This window comes from Nocardioides acrostichi, assembly GCF_015319165.1.
GTDB lineage: Bacteria > Actinomycetota > Actinomycetes > Propionibacteriales > Nocardioidaceae > Nocardioides > Nocardioides acrostichi.
The window spans coordinates 841,295-857,694 of the sequence record NZ_JADIVZ010000001.1 but is presented as its reverse complement, the minus strand read 5'-3'; the positions used below and the strand labels follow the sequence as shown (position 1 = coordinate 857,694).

Below are 16,400 nucleotides of genomic sequence, written 5' to 3'. Positions count from 1 at the left end.
TGCCGCCGGGGTCAGACGCCACCCCACTCCGGGTCTCCGCCGGATCGCGCGGCGTCGAGGCCGATGAGCAGATCCTGGGAGAAGGTGATGTGGTCGGCAGCGTCGCTCTCGACCCTCAGGGCGGCCACGGGGTCGCCCTCGGCCGCACCCGCACGAGCCAGCCGCAGCGAGGCGCGCAGGCTCGTCGGCGACATCGACAACAGCTCGCCGACGAGCCCGTCGACGGCGGATCCGAGTTCGGACGCCGGCACGCACCGAGTCAGCAGTCCGGCGGCGAGCGCCTGGCCGGCGTCGAGGCGGCGTCCGGTGAGCACCATCTCGAAGGCCAGTCGCGAGCCCACCTGACGGGGCAGCCGCACCAGGCCGCCCTCCTCGGCGATCAGGCCGCGACGGGCCTGGGTGAGCGCGAGCCGCACGTCGTCGGCCGCGACCACGAGGTGGCAGGCCATCATCAGCTCCAGGCCCTCGTCGAGCACTCGGCCGTGCACCGCCGCGACCAGCGGCTTCTCCAGGTCCGTGCGGCGGGTGATGCCACCGACGCCGTTGTCGCCACGCACCAGGGTGTTGCCCCAGCCGATCTCGGCGGGCTCGTGCCCGACGCAGAAGTCGCTGCCCCGACCCTCGAGCACCGCAACCCAGAGCTCGGGGTCGGCCAGGTAGGCGGCCACGACCTCCTCGAGCTCGGTGTTCATCGTCTGGTCGAGGGCGTTGCCGTCGTCGGGCCGGTCGAGCGCGATGTGCAGCACGTGGTCGTCGCGGCTGACCACGAGGCGCTCGAAGTCGCGATCCCAGCGCGGGCGGCGCACCGGGTGGGCGGCGTCGAGGGTCCGTCGGGTCAGCGCCACCCGATTGGTCGTACCGACCCGACGGGCATGGATGCGGGTGCCCACCGGATCGTCGGTGCCGTCGGTGCCGTCGAGGCGGTCGAGCAGGGCCTCGTCACCGTCGACCCCCAACGCGAGGAACCGGCGTCCCTGCAGGTCGCGGGCGACCACGATGGCACTGCGCCCGCCACCACGCAGGTACTGCACCGCCCATGCTTCGACCGTGGCGGGGCCCTCGCCCACCTCGGTGGACGGCGTGTCCGGCGCGGCGTCGAGGGCGGCTTGGATCACCTTCGAGTCGTCGTTGACCCACGGCGCCGGAGTCGTGGAGTAGACGCCGACGGCGCACTTGCTCATCATGCCGCCGTTGGAGCTGACCACCCCGAAGCCGCCGGCGCCGTCGGCGCGCAGGTGCCGTACCACGCCGGCGATGCCGTGCAGGGAGTAGTTGCTGCCGGCGCCGCCGAAGTAGGGCAGGCCACCGGTGACGGTGAGCGTGCGTGGGTCGCTGGTGTCGATGCCGGTGGGCTCGGTGACCGAGGTGACGGCCACCGGGAAACAGCTGTAGATGTCCTTGACCACCAGGTCACCGACACCCGCCAGGCCCGGTCCGGCGAGGTCCATGGCGTGCTCGAAGGCGGCGCCCGCGGCGGGGTTGCGGGAGAGGTCCGGGCGCGCGAGCACGTGCTTCTCGGCCAGCGACGCATGCCCGTGCAAGAAGACCCAGCGCGAGGGATCCACGCCCAGGCTCTGCGCCCTACCGACCGACATCAGCACCACTGCCGCGCCCTGGTTGACCTGGTCGCGCGCGACCATCAGTCGCAGGTAGGGATCGAAGAGGAGTCGGTTGTCGTCGGTGACGGTGCCGACCTCCTCGACACTGCGCACCTCGGGCGAAGCGCTGTGCGGGTTGGACGCCGCCACCTCGCTCAGCGGGGCGAACAGCTCGGCCATCTGACGCCGGTAGGTGGCGCGGTCGAGCCCCAGCCGATGCCGGCGCGCGTTCTCCATGACCGCGAACTGAGCCGGGGCGCTGGTCATGCCGTGCAGCACGCCGTGCCGGGAGTTGACGCGGTGCGTGCCGCGGCCGTGGTCGTCGGTGGGGCCGGCGTCCACCTGCTCGGAGAAGTCGGGCCACTTCTCCCGCGGCTTGCCCCGGGTGATGTGTCGGGTCGTCGAGGTGATGTCGGCACCGAACACCGCCGCCACCTCGGACTCGCCCGCCGCGATGCGCGCCGCCAACTCGTTGACCAGGCTCTGCGGGGTCTCGCCGCCGAGGCGCTCGTAGATGGCCAGCGCCGGCTCTGCCCCCACTCGGCGCAACACCGCCCACGGGAAGTTGGTGGGTTGTCCGAACGGCGACCCGACGCTCATCTGGTCGAACGAGCGGGTCATGGCCGCGAGGTCGAGCGCGGCGAGCACCGCGGCGTCGTCCACACAGATGTCGGCGACGGCCTCGCGCAGCGCCATCGCCGCGAGGTCGCACTCCGAACGCGCCGCGTAGCCGGGGTCGTCGATGCGCTCGGACGCCTCCCCCACGCCCACCAGCACAGGGGTCGCCGGATCGAGCTCGTCGATCGTCACCGAGACGTCAGCGGGGTGCGCGGTGCGGTGGGTAGACACAGCCATGGCGTATGTATAGCCGTTCAGTCCCCCACCCATCACCCGCGAGGGGTCGCGAATCGTCCCTCGAGGGGTCGCGAATTGTCCCTCGAGGGGTCGATCGCGGTCACCGGGTTCAGGGAACGGGGCGCACCATGGGCAGATGACCGCTGCCGACCCGACCTGGTTCGCCGGGTTCTCCGAGGACGACGTCGACGTGCCGGGTGCCCGGATCCACCTGCGCTCGCATCCCGGGCCGCAGCGAGCCGGCTCGCCCGTCCGCCCACCGGTCGTGCTGCTGCACGGCTATCCGCAGACCGGTGCCATGTGGCACGAGGTCGCCTCGGGGCTGGCGACCGAGCGCCCAGTGCTGGTGCCCGACCTGCGGGGGTACGGCCGCTCCTCGGCTATCGACGGGAACCTCTCCTTCCGAGCCATGGCTGCCGACGTCGCCGCCCTGCTCGACGAGCGCGGCATCGAAGCGGCGCACGTCGTCGCCCACGACCGCGGCGCCCGCGCGGCGCACCGACTGGCGCTCGACCATCCCGGGCGGGTTCGCAGTCTCGCGCTGCTCGACATCCTTCCGACCCTGGCGGTGTGGCGGCTCATGGGGGCGGACGACGGGTGGCTGGCCCGGCGCTACTGGCACTGGCCGCTGCTGGCGCACCCCGTCGTCGGCCCCGCGGTGGTGTGCCCGGACCCCGTGACCTGGCTGCGCACCGGGCTCCGCACACTCGGCGTCGGGGACTGGCTCGACGCCCGCGCGCTCGCCGAGTACGAGCGGGCGGCTGCTTCGCCGGGCGTGGCGCAGGCATGGTGCGCCGACTACGCGGCCGCGGGCGATGTCGACCTCGAGCACGACCGCCTCGACCAGGGACGCACCCTGGAGATGCCGACCCTGGTGCTCTGGGGCTCGCGCGGCGTCGTGGGCGCGCAGGTCGACCCGGTCGAGGAGTGGCGACGCGTGTTCCCGCAAGCCACAGGCCGGGCGCTGGACGCCGGGCACTTCCTGGCCGAGGAGCGCCCGGAGGAGACCCTCGCCCTGGTCCGCCGCCACCTCGCCTGAGGCTGCCCACCCGTCACCCGCGAGGGGTCGGACATCGTCCCGCGAGGGGTCGCACATCGTCCCGCGAGGGGTCGCACATCGTCGCTCGAGGGTCGATGGTCAGAGCCGCAGTCGGAGGTCGAGACCCCGCTGGTCGATGCGGGCCCGCTCGAGGACGGCGGAGTCGAGGTAGCGAGTCAGGTCGAGGTCGTCGAGACAGCTGGCGAGCTCGTTGTCGGTGCCCACGGCACCGGCGAGTCCCTCGTCGAGTCCGCTGAGGAGGTCGCCGGCACCACCGAGCTGCGAGGCCATGCCGAGGGCGGCCTTCGGGATCTCCTGGCCGCCGACCGACACCGAGTCGAGTGCCAGCCGGGTGCCGCCGCCGCTGCTCTCGGGCGCCACGCGCACCACGACGGGGAGCGACCCGAGCGGCGAGTCGACCGTCGCGTCGATCTCGAGGGCCCCGGCCGCGAGGCGCACGGTCGGATCCGAGACCTGGGAGCCCGCAAGTCGCTCCCCGACCATCGTCTGGAGCTGCTGCGGCGTCACGTGCACGTCGAACTCGAGCCCCCCGGTGAGCAGCTGCTGGGTCACCGACCGGCCCGCGAACGACACGTCGATCGCGCCACCCAGGCATGGGTCGCCCACCCCGTGGCCCGCCGCGACCCGCGGCACGGTCTCGAGCCCCGCGAGCACGACGAGCCCCACCACGCCGCACGCGATCGCGGCGCGCGCGTGGCGCCGTCCGCGCAGGGGCACGGTGCCGAGCACGACCGCGGCCACGAGACCGAGCAGAGCCACTACAGCGAGGGCGAGCAGAGTGGGCTCGATCCAGGCAGGCACGGGGCAACGGTAGTGCGCGAGCCTGACACGCCATCCGCCTGGACACTCGTTGTATGGTCGGCGCGTGAGCACACCGGAGACGTTCACCGTGACCAACCCGGCCACCGGCGAGCAGGTCGGTACGTACCCGGTGCACACCGCAGCCGACGTCGAAGAGCGGGTGGAGCAGGCGCGCCTCGCCCAGGGCTGGTGGGCCGACCTCGGCTGGGTCGAGCGCAAGCGCCGACTCAATCGCTGGATCGCCGACCTCGGGCAGCGCAGCGACGAGATCTGTGAGCTGGCCTTCCGCGAGGTGGGCCGACCTCGCGGCGACGGCCAGTTCGAGCTCATCGCCGGTCTCGAGGACGTGCGGTGGGCCGCCGCGCACGCCGAGAAGGTGCTCGGCGGCAAGCGAGTGCCGCCCGGCCTGGCGCTGTTCAACTTCGACGCCCACGTCTCCTATCCGCCGCTGGGCGTCGTGGGCGTGATCGTGCCGTGGAACGTGCCCGTCTACACCGCCCTGTGCGGCCTGGCCTACGCACTCGCCGCCGGCAACGCGGCCGTCGTCAAGGCCAGCGAGATCGCACCCGGCGGCACGGTGCTCGTGATCGAGGCGTTCTACCGCGCCAACCCCGACGCCCCCGCGGGCCTGGTCTCGTGGATCACCGGGTTCGGCGACACCGGCAACGCGCTGTGCCGCTCCGGCGTCGACAAGCTCGCGTTCACCGGCTCGGTGCCGACCGGTCGCAAGGTCATGCAGGCGTGCGCCGAGAACCTCACCCCCGTGCTGCTCGAACTCGGCGGCAACGACGTCCTCATCGTCGCCGAGGACGCCGACATCGAGGCCGCGGCCGACGCCATCGTCTGGGGCGGGGTCTTCAACGGCGGCCAGGCGTGCGTCGGCATCGAGCGCGTCTACGTCGTGGAGTCGGTGCGCGAGGCGCTGCTGGCGAAGGTCAAGGCCAAGGCCGCCCAGATCACCGTCGGACTCGGCGACACCGACTCCTACGGCCCGATGATCGTGCCGTCGCAGATCGAGACGGTGCGCAAGCACGTCGACGCCGCCCTGGCGGCGGGAGCCACCGCGCTCGTGGGCGGTCCGGCGTCGGTGCGCGAGCCCTTCGTCGACCCGATCGTGCTGGTCGACGTGCCCGAGGACTGCGTGACCCTCACCGAGGAGACCTTCGGTCCACTGGTCGTGATCAACTCGGTGCCCGACACCGACGAGGCCGTGCGGCGTGCGAACTCGACGCCGTTCGGCCTCGGCTCCTCGGTGTTCTCCGCCGATCGCGGCCGCGAGATCGCCGCCCAGATCAGGGCCGGCGGCACGGTCATCAACGCCTGCCTCACCTTCGTCGGCATGCCCTCGGTGCCCTTCGGCGGCGTCGGCCACTCCGGCTTCGGCCGCTTCCACGGCGAGGACGGCCTGCGCGAGTTCACCTCGCCCAAGGCGACGCTGGCCAAGCGGTTCCAGCTCGGCCCCGACATGCAGTCCTTCCCGCGCAAGCCCGAGTACTTCGAGCAGGTGCGGCGCATGGTGAAGATGCGCTACGCCAGGCGCCGCGGGGTGTAGACCGCGAGGGGTCGCACATCGCGCCTCGAGGGGTCAGTGCCTGCGCCACTCGTGACGGGTCAACTGAAACTTCGTGACGGGTCAGCTGAAACTTCGTGACGGGTCAGCACGGGCTCGTGGAACCACTCGGTACCCAGCACGAGGGAGCGCAGGGGGCACGGCAGCGAGGTGAGCAGGGACGCCGTGCGCGGTCCGCCGGTGGCCTGAGAGGCGTGCGCCTCGATCGCTGCGATCTTGGCCCCGAGGTGCGGCCGGACGTCGACCCGTGCGGTGATCTGGCCGCGCGGGGTGAAGCAGTGGCTGAGGTCGGGCATCTCGGGCACGGACAGGAGCCGCCCCGCCGAGCGCAGCACGCGCGAGACCGGCAGCACCAGCGACCGGTCGACCGTGGCCTCGAGCAGCCGCGGCGGCGAATCGAGGAGACTCAGGGCCGCCCGCACCGCCCGATGGACCGCCACGTGGTCGGGGTGTCCGTAGCCGCCCGCCGCGTCGTAGGAGAGCACCACGTCGGCGTCCTCCCGGGCCAGCAGGGCGGCCAGCCTCGCGCCGACCTGATCGGTGGGCTCGGTGGCGAATCCCCCGTCGCACGGTGTGCCGGACCCGCTGTCGGCGTAACCGAGCCGGTGCACCCGGTCGACCCCCAGGACGGTCGCCGAGCGTTGCAGCTCGGCCAAGCGGCGACGACCGAGATCAGCACGCAGCCCGTCGTCGGCGAGACCGAGCGCGCCGTCGGTGGCCATCACCAGCACGACCCGGTGCCCCGCGGCGGCCAGGCCGGCCAGGGTGCCACCGGTCCACAGCGCCTCGTCGTCGGGGTGGGCGTGCACGGCGACGACGGTGCCCGGCGATCCCGGAAGCAGCGACGCCGGCGCGACGCGGCGGCTCATCGCGACCTCTCGAGCGCGGCGTCCCGCTGACGCGCCACGGCGTAGAGATCCTCGGCACCCCGACGCGCACGCTCCCAGTCGTGCGCGATCGGGGTGACCAGGTTGTGCCAGCGGATCCGCGCGCGCAGGGCGTCGTCGACGCACAGTCGCGCGATCTGCCGGGCCAGGTCGTGGTCGCCGTCGCCGAGCAGCCCGTCGACCCCGTGGGAGACGAACTCGGTGACACCCGAGCAGGCCGGCGCGACCACGGGCACTCCCGAGGCACGCGCCTCCAGGGCCGCGATGCCGAAGGACTCACGGTGCGCCGGCGCCACGAACACGTCGGCGCCGGCCAGCAGTCTGCGGATGCCGGCGCGGTCGGCCGCGCCCGGCAGCGACACCCAGTCCGCACCGAGCCGACCCAGCCGCTGCTCCATCCGCCCCCGAGCGGGACCGTCGCCGGCGACCGTCGCGCGCAGCGGCACGTCGTCGGGCACGATCTCGCGCACCTCGGCCAGCACCTCGGCCAGCGGCACCGCCCGCTTGACCCGGGTCAGCCGCATGACCGCCACGAGGTGCAGCGGGGCGACGTGCACGGCCCCGGCCACGCCCGCCCACGCGGCCGGGTCGACCGCGTTCGGCAGCACGTGCACCGGGCTGGGCGCGACCACGGGCGCCAACGCGTCGGCGGCCACCCGGCTCACCGCACTCCACACCACTCGCGCGTGAGGCAGGCCGAGACCGTGCCGGGCCAGCCACGGCAGCGGGCCGCAGCCCTCCCACATCGAGTGCACGGTGACGAGCGCCGGCACGCCGTCGGCGCTGGCCACGCGCACCGCGGCCGCGGCCAACGGCGAGACCACCGAGGCATGGACGTGCAGCACGTCGGGGCGCCCCTCGGCCAGCAGCCGGCGCAGCTCGCTGGTGAGACCGCGCAGTCGCTCGTGCCCGAGCACCGGCAGCCCGGCGTGCTCGGGCGCACCGAGGCGGTGCACGTCGACGCCTCCGGTCGCGCCCGGCGGGATGCTGCCGTCGTCCGGGGTCAGGGTGACGACGCGCACCTGGTCACCCGCCGCCTGCTGGCGCCGGGCCAGCTCGGCCACATGGATCTCGATCCCGCCGAGGGTCGGCGCGTAGGTGTCGGTGACGTGCCAGACCCTCATCGGGCCGCCACCACCGATCGCCTCGTCGGGACGCTCCGGCGCCGGGCGAGCACCCAGCCCGCCCACCACAGTCCGCCGACCGGAATCTCGAGGGCGAAGGTCAGCAGGCGGTAGCAGAGCACGCCCGCCACGACGCCGACCGGGTCGCCGCCCGAGGCCACCAGCACCGCCGTGAGCCCGACCTCGACCGGGCCGGCTCCACCGGGCGTGAGCGCAGCCAGGGTCAGCACCCGTTCGACCGCGAACCCGGCAGCCAGTCCCAGCAGCGGCACCCCCGCACCGGTGACGTGCAGGCAGCCCGCGAGCAGCAGCAGCAGCAGCGTGGTGTAACCGGCCATGCCCCCGCTCAGGCCGGCCCACTGCTCGCGGGCGGTGGCTGCCGCCGTCCGCCGGGTCGCGAGGACGGCGCCTCCCCAGCCGGCCGGCACGCGCGGCCAACGTCGGAAGAGACGCTCACTCAAGACGTCGAGCCAGGTCGCGACCACGCGTGCGCAGCGGTCGGAGAGCAGCAGCAGGGCGCTCACCACGAACAGCGCTCCCGCGACACCGGCCACGAGCCCGATGCCCGGCAGCACCAGGCCGGCTCGGGTGACCAGGGCGGCCGCGGCACTGGCCACGGCGAGCTTGGCCAGGACGTCCCAGACGTTGGTCACCAAGGTGTACGAGGCGACCTCGCGAGGGCCGAAGCCCCAGGTGCGGGCCATCCGGGTGTTGAGGGCGATGCCGGCGGCGCCACCGAGAGGCAGCACGTTGGCCACGAAGCTGCCGGTGAGGCTGAGCGTGGCCGCCCGTCGGTGGCTGAGCCCCGGCATGGCCGCGGTGAGCGTGACGGTGTGCGTGGCCAGCCCGGCCGCCCACAGCAGCACCAGTCCGACGATCCAGGGCGCGGGCACCGCGGTGAGCACGGTCGCGACGTTCCCCCACGGCACGCCGACGAGCCGGGGCACCGCCAGGGCGACAGCAGTGGTCGTGGCCCCGACCAGCAGCAGACGGCGGAGGACCGACGGGGGGATCCGATTCATGACTCGACGGTGCTCCTTCGATCCTGCCGCCCACCTGACCGTGCGAGGGACGGAAGGGTGTCGGTCAGGTGGGCTGCAGGTCCGTACGGGAGGATGACGCACCGTGAGCATCGGAATCGGCGCAGCGGCCCTACTCGGCGTGGTGGAGGGGATCACCGAGTTCCTCCCCGTCTCGTCGACCGCCCACCTCAAGATCACCGAGTCCCTGCTCGGACTCCAGACCGACGACACCTCCGTGGTGGCGTTCACGGCTGTGATCCAGGTCGGGGCGATCGCGGCCGTGCTCGTGTACTTCTTCGGCGACATCGTGCGCATCGTCGGCGCCTGGTTCCGGGGTCTGACCAATGCCGAGGCCCGCACCGACCACGACTACCGCTTCGCGTGGTGGGTCATCATCGCCACCATCCCCATCGTGATCGTCGGACTGGCGGCCAAGCCGCTGATCGAGGGTCCGCTCGCGGGTCTGTGGGTCGTGGTGGCCTCCCTGGTGGTGGGCAGCGGCTTCATGTGGTGGGCCGAGCGTCGCGGGTCGCACACGCGCCCCGAGGGCGAGGTCACCTTCGCGGACTCCTTCGTCGTCGGCGTCAGCCAGATCCTGGCGCTGCTGTTCCCGGGCTTCTCCCGCTCCGGCGCCAGCATCTCCACCGGACTCCTGCGCGGGCTCGACCGCGTCGCCGCGACCCGGCTGTCGTTCTTCCTCTCGATCCCGGCGCTGACCGGTGCCGGGCTCTACGAGCTCAAGGACGCCGTGGGTGGCAGCATCGGGGTCGCCCCGGTGCTGGTCGGCACGGCGGTGTCGTTCGTCGTGGCCTACGTGGCGATCGCCTGGCTGCTGCGCTTCGTCAGCCGCCACGACTTCACCAGCTTCATCCTCTACCGCCTGGCGCTCGCCGTCGTCGTGACCGGCCTCCTGGTCACCCACAGCGTCAGCCCCTGAATCCGCGAGGGGTCGCGCATCGTCCCCCGAGGGGTCAGGAATCGCGCCTCGAGGGGTCGAGAACTGCCACCGCGAACACCACCAGCGCCGCCACCTGCGCCGTGACGAGGACGACGACCAGCACGCCGCGGTGACCGAGCAGCGCGCCGGCCACACCCCCGCCGACGAAGGCGGCCGTGCCCTGGACGGCCGCGAACCAGCCGTAGGCGGCGCCGAGCCGGTCGCTCGGGGCGACGTCGGCCACGAAGGCCTTGACGACCGAGTCCTGCAGCCCGGTCGCCGCGCCCCACGACGCCAATCCGACCCCCACCGTGGCGAGCGTCAACGGGAGCGCGGCACCGAGCAGCAGCACCGGCACCCCGGCCACGATGACGGGCACCCCCAGCAGCACCGCGGCGCCCACCCGGTCGTAGGCCCACCCGGCGCCGAGCGCCGCCACCGCCTCGACCACCATCGCCCCGGCGTACGCCACGGGTACGACCGCCGCGGAGAGCACGCCGCCACGCACCACGACCACCGAGAGCACGCCGAACGTCATGAGGCCCACCGTGCTCAGGGCGGCGCCCGCGGCGAGCACCCAGAACCGCCGCGGCAACCGGGCCGTCGGGGAGCGATCCGCTCGGCGAGAGGGCGGTCGCCCCTCGATCGGCGCACGCCGTCGCAACCTCGTCAGCAGGGCCATCGACACCGCACCCGGCACCGCGAGCAACGCGAGTCCGGCCCACAAGCGGTGCCCGGCCACGAGCGCGACACCGGCCACAAGGAGCGGTCCGGCGAAGGCGCCCACCTGGTCCAGCGCCTTGTGCACCGCGAAGCCACGCCCGCGGCCGACGTCCTTCGCGATGCCGGCCAGCAGCGCCGACTTCGACGGCGAGCGCACCGCCTTGCCGGTGCGCTCGGCCAGCACCAGGGCGCACGCGACCGCGAGCCCGGCCGCGCCCAGGAAGGGGGTGAGGGCCAGGAGCGGCACGCTCACCGCGGTGAGTCCGTAGCCCGCTGTGGCATAGCGCCAGTGCCGACCGCTGCGATCTGCAGCCGGCCCGACGGCGAGCCGCAGGAGCAGCGCGACGCCCTCACCGGCACCGGTCACCAACCCGACCACCAGCGCGCTGGCCCCCAGCGAGACCAGGAACGGGCCGGTCACCGAGCGCATGCCCTCGTAGACCATGTCGGCCGCCAGCGACACCACGCCGAACGCGACGACGGTGCGCCACGGCGTCCAGGTGCCGGCCGCGCCCGGTGAGCTCACGAGCGGCCGATGACGAAGGGCGTCGTGCCGCCCACGGTGTGCAGCCCGAGGCGCTCCAGGATGGGCCGCGAGTCGGGTGACGCGTCGACCTGCAGGTAGTCGTACCCCAGCCGGACGGCGAGCCGCGCGCGCTCGGCGACCAGCGCCCGGTAGACGCCTCGGCCCCGATGCCCGGCCAGCGTGCTACCGCCCCACAGTCCGGCCACGCTCGTGCCGGACAGCGGCGCCAGCCACGCAGCACTCACCACTCGCCCGGCGTGCTCGACGACGAACACACGCACCGGGTCGACCGCGCCGAGCCGCGACTCCAGGTCGTCGGCCAGCCAACCCCAGTCCTCGCCCCACACCTCGCCCTCCATCGCGGCGATCGCGTCGAGGTCGGCCCGCGCGCTCACCTCGCGCAGCGTGTAGCCCGGGGGCAGCGCCGGCTCACGCGCGATCGCGGCGGACGCCCCCATCACGATCGCCTCCGGCTCCTCGGGCACCGCGCCCGCCTCGAGCAGCAGCGGTCGCAACGCGGCCGGGTCGTGGTCGAACGTCTTCCACTCGAACCAGCGCTCGTGCGCCGCGAAGAAGGCCACGGTGCGATCGACCAGGGCGGCGAGCTCGGCCTCGTCCAGCTGCGAGGCCGAGCCGGTGAGTATGGCGAAGCCTGACCGCTGGGTCAGCGCCCGCGTCAGCGGACCGTCCTGTTCACCGGTCCATCCGGGTGGCAGCCTGTGGGCGAACGATCCGCGCACCTCGTCGTCGTACACGCTCAGCAGGTCGGTCTCGCTCACGGCACGAGCATTCCACGCCCCACGGAGCCTCCGGCCCTACCCTCACCCCATGTCGAGACGCACGGCGACCTTCGTGTTGCTCGGGGCTGCCGTACTGGTGCTAGGCCTGTGGCTCGCGGTGCACAACCCCACGGTCGAGGTCGCCGCGCGCGACTTCGGAGGGGTCCATGCGGGCCAGTGCCTGGCGCCGTACGACACTGTGTTCAACGGGCAGAGCAGCTTTCCCGGCGGTGAGCACCGGGAGGCGTACACCGCGGCACTGCGCAGTGCGTGTGCCATCGATGCCCACGTGCGTGTCGGACTGGCTGGCGGGTGCGCGGTGATCGGCGTCCTGCTGCTGACGGGCAGCCTGGTCCGCCGACGAGCCAAGTGACAACGAACCACGCAGCCGTCGAGCAGCGACTCAGCGCTTCGCGCTGTCTCGCTGCTCGACCACCGGAGACGACATCACGCGTCGAGCTGCCGTACCCATCGGCGCCACTCCTGCTGGGGCGCGTACCCCGCAGCGCGCCACAATGCCGCGCCCTCGTCGTTACCCTCCAGCACCATCGCGCAGCCGCGCTCGGCACCGAGGCGCGCCAGCCGCCGCTCGGCTTCCCCCAACAACCGTCGGGCCACGCCGCGTCGCCGTGCGGAGGGATGCACCGCGAGCCGGTAGAGGTTCGCCCGCCAGCCGTCCCATCCGGCAATGACCGAGCCGACGACTGTCCCTCCGAGTTCAGCCACGATGACGGCGTCGGGATCGCGCGCCATCAACTGCTCCACGAGCTCGCGGCGGTCATCAGGGCGTGCAGCGTTCTCCCCGGCCACCTCCCACAACGCCATCAGTTCGGGTACGTCGTCCGCGCTCGCCGTCCGGATCGTCAGCTCGCTCATAGTGCTGCCCCTGCTCACTGCTCGCCGAGCATCGCCTTCATCTGCTCGATCTCGGCGGTCTGACTGGTGACGATGCTCTGAGCGAGCTCGAGCACCTCGGGGTTCTTGCCGTCGTCGATCTCGGTCTCGGCGCTGTCGACGGCACCGGTGTGGTGCTCGATCATCATCTGCAGCCAGAGGCGCTCGAAGTCGGCGTCGGAGGACTGCTCCAGCTCGCTCATCTGGTCGCCGCTCATCATGCCGGCCATCTGGTCTCCGTCCATCCCCTCCATGCCCTCCATGTCGTCCATGCCGGAGGCGCCGTGGGCGTGGTCGAGGGAGGTGGCGGGCACCGCCTTGCCCCAGCCCTCGAGCCAGTCGCTCATCTGCTCGACCTCGGGCACCTGGGCGTCGCGGATCGAGTCCATCAGCGCGCGCACCTTCGGCGAGACCTGCCGCCCCTGAGCCATCGTGACCATCTGCACGGCCTGGGCGTGGTGCGGGATCATCCCGGTGAGGAAGTCGACGTCGGCCTGGTCGTAGACCGACCCGTCGGTGGCCGTCGAGACGGCGGCGGGGTCGGACGACGCGTCGTTGCCGCAGCCGACCAACCCGGCCCCGAGCGCCACGACGAGAGCAGTGGCGACCGCCCCGCGACGTCGCCGCCTCATCGATGACCCGCCACGTCGTGCGGACGGTAGGGCGCCTCGAGCCGGGCGCACTGCTCGTCGCTCAGCTCGACGTCGAGCGCGGCGACGGCGTCGTGCAGCTGGGCGATCTTCGTGACGCCCACGATGGGGGCGGTCACGACCGGCTGACGCAGCACCCACGCGAGCGCCACCTGCGCGGCGGGGACATCGAATTGCCCAGCGATCTCGTGCACGGCGCCCACGATGTCGGCGTCCTCGTCGCGATAGAGCGTCTTGCCGAACTCGTCGGTCTCCGTGCGGCTGGTCTCGGCGCCCCACGGCCGGGTCAGCCGGCCGCGCGCGAGCGGGCTCCACGGGATGACGCCGACGCCGGTGTGCGCGCAGAGGGGCAGCATCTCGCGCTCCTCCTCGCGGTAGAGGAGGTTGTAGTGGTCCTGCATCGACACGAAAGGCGTCCAACCGCCCAACTCGGCGGCGTGCTGCATCATGGCGAACTGCCACGCCCACATCGACGACGCGCCGAGGTAGCGCACCTTGCCGGCACGCACGAGGTCGTGCAGCGCCTCCATCGTCTCCTCGACCGGCACGGACGGATCGAAGCGGTGGATCTGGTAGAGGTCGATGTAGTCGGTGCCGAGCCGCCGCAGCGACTGCTCGACCTCGTGCAGGATCGCCTTGCGCGAGAGACCGGCCCCATAGGGCCCCGGGCGCATCCGGCCGTGCACCTTGGTCGCCACGACGACGTCCTCGCGGGCGGCGTGCTTCCACAGCGAGCGGCCGGTGAACTCCTCGCTCGACCCGCCGGAGTACACGTTGGCGGTGTCGAAGAAGGTGATGCCCGCCTCGAGTGCGGTGCGCACCACCTCCTCGGCGAACGCCTCGTCCTTCACCCACGGGTGGCCGCCGCGAGCCGGGTCGCCCCAGCTCATGGCGCCGATCACGAGCCGCGACACGGTCAGTCCGGTGTTCCCGAGGGTCGTGTACTCCACGTGAGGCTCCTGCCGAGAGAGGGGATGTCCTATTGCTCGCCAGCGTAGAACCGCAGGTGCGAGGCCGCGGCCGCCGGCCACGTGTAGCGCTGCGCCAGCGCCTGCCCGGTATCGACGGGCGGCGGTGCCTCGATCACCCGCGCGAGTGCCTCGGCGAAGGACGACGGCCCGTCGCCGTAGGCGACCGCCTCGCCCAACACCTCCCGCAGCACCGGCAGATCGCGCGCGACCACCGGGGTGCCCGCGGCCAATGCCTCGAGTGCGGCGAGCCCGAAGCCCTCCTTGGTGGAGAGGAACGGCAGCGCGGCGGCCTGCGCCAGCAGCGACGGCAAGTCGTCGTCCGGCACCGGCCCGAGCACCAGCGGCTCGACGCCGAGCTCGACCGCACGCCGCTCGAACTCGGCGCGGTAGTCGCGGTAGTCGAAGAGGGTCTCTCCCCCACCGAACACCAGTCGGACGTCGGCCAGGGTGGGGCGCGAGCGGCGCACGAGCGCCATCGCCTCGAGCAGGTCGAGGCTGCCCTTGCGGGGCTCGATGCCCCCCAGGGCCAGCACGTAGCGACCCAGTTGCGCCCGCCACAGCGCGCGGCCGTCGTCGTCGGTTGCCCCGGCCGCGAACCGCTCGGCGGCCACGCCGTTCGGGATCACCGTGGCGGGCCGCCCGTACTCCGCCTGCACCTCCGCAGCCACCGCGGCAGAGACGCACACCAGCGCATCGGGCCGCCGGACGGCGCGCTCGTGGCACGCGACCAACTCCGGCGTGGTAAAGGTGTCGAGGTGGTGCACGGTGCGCACGAACGGAGCGAGCTCGAGCACCGCGTTGGCCGAGATGCAGTCCTGGGCGTGCACCACGTCGTAGCCCTCCACGTGCGGCGCCAGGGCCCCGCGCAGCAGGTCGATGGAGCGCAGGATGCGCGCACCCACGTCGTCGTCGGGATCCTCGAACGCAACCGCGTGCACGTGCACCCGGGGGTCGACGGACCGGAAGAACGTGGTGTCGCCACCGCGGCCCAGGGTCCACACGTGCACCTCCTCGCCGAGGTCGGCCAGCGCCTCGGCGAGGTGGAGGGTGTGCACGACCCCGCCACGAGGTCGGGTGGAGTAGGTGAGCAGCGCGATCCGCACGTCAGCCGCCGGAGCGTGCGGACTGGTCGATGCCCCGGCCGAGATCCCGGTCGCCGCACTGGCTGTAGGCGCTGGGCGCGAGCTCGGCGAGGTGGTGCAGGATCCGTCGCGAGCGCGCGACCTCGGCCTCGACGTCGAGCTCGGCCACGGCCAGTCCGCCCTTCGACGTGGTGCGCGCCAGGATCTCTCCGCCCGGCCCGACCACCTTCGCCTGGCCGAGGAACCGCAGGCCGCCCATCACGCCCGTCTGGTTCGACGAGACCCACACCACCTGGTTCTCCGCGGCGCGGGACTGGTCGTAGAGGTCGAAGAGTCGCGACTGCCGGTCCTGGGGCAGCCGGGAGGCGCGGTCGGTGATCGACGCGGGCCAGGCGGAGAGACAGGCGAGCGTCGTGGCGCCGTCCAGAGCGAGGCTGCGGGCGGCCTCGGGGAAGGTCTTGTCGTAGTCGATGAGCATGCCCAGCCGCCCCACCGGGGTGTCGAACGCGGTGAAGCGGGTGCCGGCGGCGTAGGCCAACGACTCCCCCGCGGGCTGGTGCACCTTGCGGTGCCGGCCGAGCACGCCGTCGCCGCTCACGCACACCGCGGAGTTGTAGAGCAGCGCCTGGCCGGCCTCGACGACCTCCTCGGCGTAGCCGAGACATACCACCATCGGGCCGGCCATCGCCGAGACCCGGCGGATCTCGAAGGAGTTCTCGGTCAGCCCCGGCGGTAGCGCCATCGGGTCGGGGCGTGCCAGGTCGGAGAGGTAGCCGCCGAGCGTGGCATCCGGCAGCACCAGCAGCCCGACGCCGGCCCGGCGGGCGTCGCCGATGATGCCCTCGAGCTTGTCGATCGCCCGGCTGAGGTCGCGACCGAAGTGCGCCGCGACGGCCCCGATGCGCAGTTGCCCCACGCGCG

16 protein-coding genes are annotated in these 16,400 nt (G+C 73.0%); 4 read left to right on the top strand and 12 right to left on the bottom strand.

Annotation, left to right across the window (positions count from 1 at the left end; all coding sequences use genetic code 11):
* Positions 1-11 precede the first annotated feature (11 nt).
* On the bottom strand, positions 12-2,453 hold the full coding sequence (locus ISG29_RS04015; RefSeq protein WP_194502014.1) for an enoyl-CoA hydratase-related protein: 2,442 nt from the start codon (positions 2,451-2,453) through the stop codon (positions 12-14).
* 136 nt (positions 2,454-2,589) lie between these two features.
* On the opposite strand from ISG29_RS04015, the gene ISG29_RS04010 reads away from it, so the two are divergent.
* Complete coding sequence (locus ISG29_RS04010; RefSeq protein ID WP_194502013.1) at positions 2,590-3,492, top strand: alpha/beta fold hydrolase; 903 nt, start codon at positions 2,590-2,592, stop codon at positions 3,490-3,492.
* Between the two features lie 99 nt (positions 3,493-3,591).
* Here ISG29_RS04010 and ISG29_RS04005 read toward each other — a convergent pair whose 3' ends face one another.
* Entirely contained in the window at positions 3,592-4,314 is a 723-nt protein-coding gene (locus tag ISG29_RS04005; protein WP_194502012.1) for a hypothetical protein, read from the bottom strand.
* A 64-nt stretch (positions 4,315-4,378) separates the two neighbouring features.
* Here ISG29_RS04005 and ISG29_RS04000 point away from each other — a divergent pair, with 64 nt between their 5' ends.
* Positions 4,379-5,866: an aldehyde dehydrogenase family protein gene (locus ISG29_RS04000; protein WP_194502011.1), complete on the top strand. Its 1,488-nt coding sequence runs from the start codon at positions 4,379-4,381 to the stop codon at positions 5,864-5,866.
* Between the two features lie 59 nt (positions 5,867-5,925).
* Here ISG29_RS04000 and ISG29_RS03995 read toward each other — a convergent pair whose 3' ends face one another.
* The 3 genes from ISG29_RS03995 to ISG29_RS03985 are packed head-to-tail and all read right to left on the bottom strand — an operon-like array spanning position 5,926 to position 8,917.
* Entirely contained in the window at positions 5,926-6,753 is an 828-nt protein-coding gene (locus ISG29_RS03995) for a PIG-L deacetylase family protein (RefSeq protein ID WP_194502010.1), read from the bottom strand.
* Positions 6,750-7,895 carry a glycosyltransferase family 4 protein gene (locus ISG29_RS03990; RefSeq protein WP_194502009.1) on the bottom strand — a complete coding sequence of 382 codons (1,146 nt, stop codon included), beginning with the start codon at positions 7,893-7,895 and terminating at the stop codon, positions 6,750-6,752. Before ISG29_RS03990 ends, ISG29_RS03995 begins: the two co-directional genes overlap by 4 nt.
* Positions 7,892-8,917, bottom strand: a complete 1,026-nt coding sequence (locus ISG29_RS03985) for a lysylphosphatidylglycerol synthase transmembrane domain-containing protein (protein WP_194502008.1) — start codon at positions 8,915-8,917, stop codon at positions 7,892-7,894. The genes ISG29_RS03990 and ISG29_RS03985 overlap by 4 nt, the downstream gene beginning before the upstream one ends.
* A gap of 109 nt (positions 8,918-9,026) precedes the next feature.
* Here ISG29_RS03985 and ISG29_RS03980 point away from each other — a divergent pair, with 109 nt between their 5' ends.
* Positions 9,027-9,854 carry an undecaprenyl-diphosphate phosphatase gene (locus ISG29_RS03980; RefSeq protein ID WP_328828012.1) on the top strand — a complete coding sequence of 276 codons (828 nt, stop codon included), beginning with the start codon at positions 9,027-9,029 and terminating at the stop codon, positions 9,852-9,854.
* 34 nt (positions 9,855-9,888) lie between these two features.
* Here ISG29_RS03980 and ISG29_RS03975 read toward each other — a convergent pair whose 3' ends face one another.
* Entirely contained in the window at positions 9,889-11,103 is a 1,215-nt protein-coding gene (locus tag ISG29_RS03975; RefSeq protein ID WP_328827876.1) for an MFS transporter, read from the bottom strand.
* Positions 11,100-11,882 (bottom strand): GNAT family N-acetyltransferase, encoded by a 783-nt coding sequence (locus tag ISG29_RS03970; RefSeq protein ID WP_194502006.1) that lies wholly within the window; start codon positions 11,880-11,882, stop codon positions 11,100-11,102. Before ISG29_RS03970 ends, ISG29_RS03975 begins: the two co-directional genes overlap by 4 nt.
* A gap of 49 nt (positions 11,883-11,931) precedes the next feature.
* Here ISG29_RS03970 and ISG29_RS03965 point away from each other — a divergent pair, with 49 nt between their 5' ends.
* The gene (locus tag ISG29_RS03965; protein WP_194502005.1) at positions 11,932-12,255 is read left to right on the top strand and encodes a hypothetical protein; all 324 of its coding nucleotides are present in this window, start codon (positions 11,932-11,934) and stop codon (positions 12,253-12,255) included.
* A gap of 74 nt (positions 12,256-12,329) precedes the next feature.
* Here ISG29_RS03965 and ISG29_RS03960 read toward each other — a convergent pair whose 3' ends face one another.
* Genes ISG29_RS03960 through ISG29_RS03940 form a run of 5 tightly spaced genes read right to left on the bottom strand, consistent with a single transcriptional unit; the run spans position 12,330 to position 16,395 of the window.
* Positions 12,330-12,758 carry a GNAT family N-acetyltransferase gene (locus tag ISG29_RS03960; RefSeq protein WP_194502004.1) on the bottom strand — a complete coding sequence of 143 codons (429 nt, stop codon included), beginning with the start codon at positions 12,756-12,758 and terminating at the stop codon, positions 12,330-12,332.
* A gap of 14 nt (positions 12,759-12,772) precedes the next feature.
* Complete coding sequence (locus ISG29_RS03955) at positions 12,773-13,408, bottom strand: DUF305 domain-containing protein (RefSeq protein WP_194502003.1); 636 nt, start codon at positions 13,406-13,408, stop codon at positions 12,773-12,775.
* Positions 13,405-14,376 carry an aldo/keto reductase gene (locus ISG29_RS03950; RefSeq protein WP_194502002.1) on the bottom strand — a complete coding sequence of 324 codons (972 nt, stop codon included), beginning with the start codon at positions 14,374-14,376 and terminating at the stop codon, positions 13,405-13,407. The genes ISG29_RS03955 and ISG29_RS03950 overlap by 4 nt, the downstream gene beginning before the upstream one ends.
* Before the next feature lie 29 nt (positions 14,377-14,405).
* On the bottom strand, positions 14,406-15,500 hold the full coding sequence (locus ISG29_RS03945; RefSeq protein WP_194502001.1) for an MSMEG_0565 family glycosyltransferase: 1,095 nt from the start codon (positions 15,498-15,500) through the stop codon (positions 14,406-14,408).
* Between the two features lies 1 nt (position 15,501).
* Positions 15,502-16,395 carry a carbon-nitrogen hydrolase family protein gene (locus ISG29_RS03940; RefSeq protein WP_194502000.1) on the bottom strand — a complete coding sequence of 298 codons (894 nt, stop codon included), beginning with the start codon at positions 16,393-16,395 and terminating at the stop codon, positions 15,502-15,504.
* Positions 16,396-16,400: the final 5 nt, after the last annotated feature.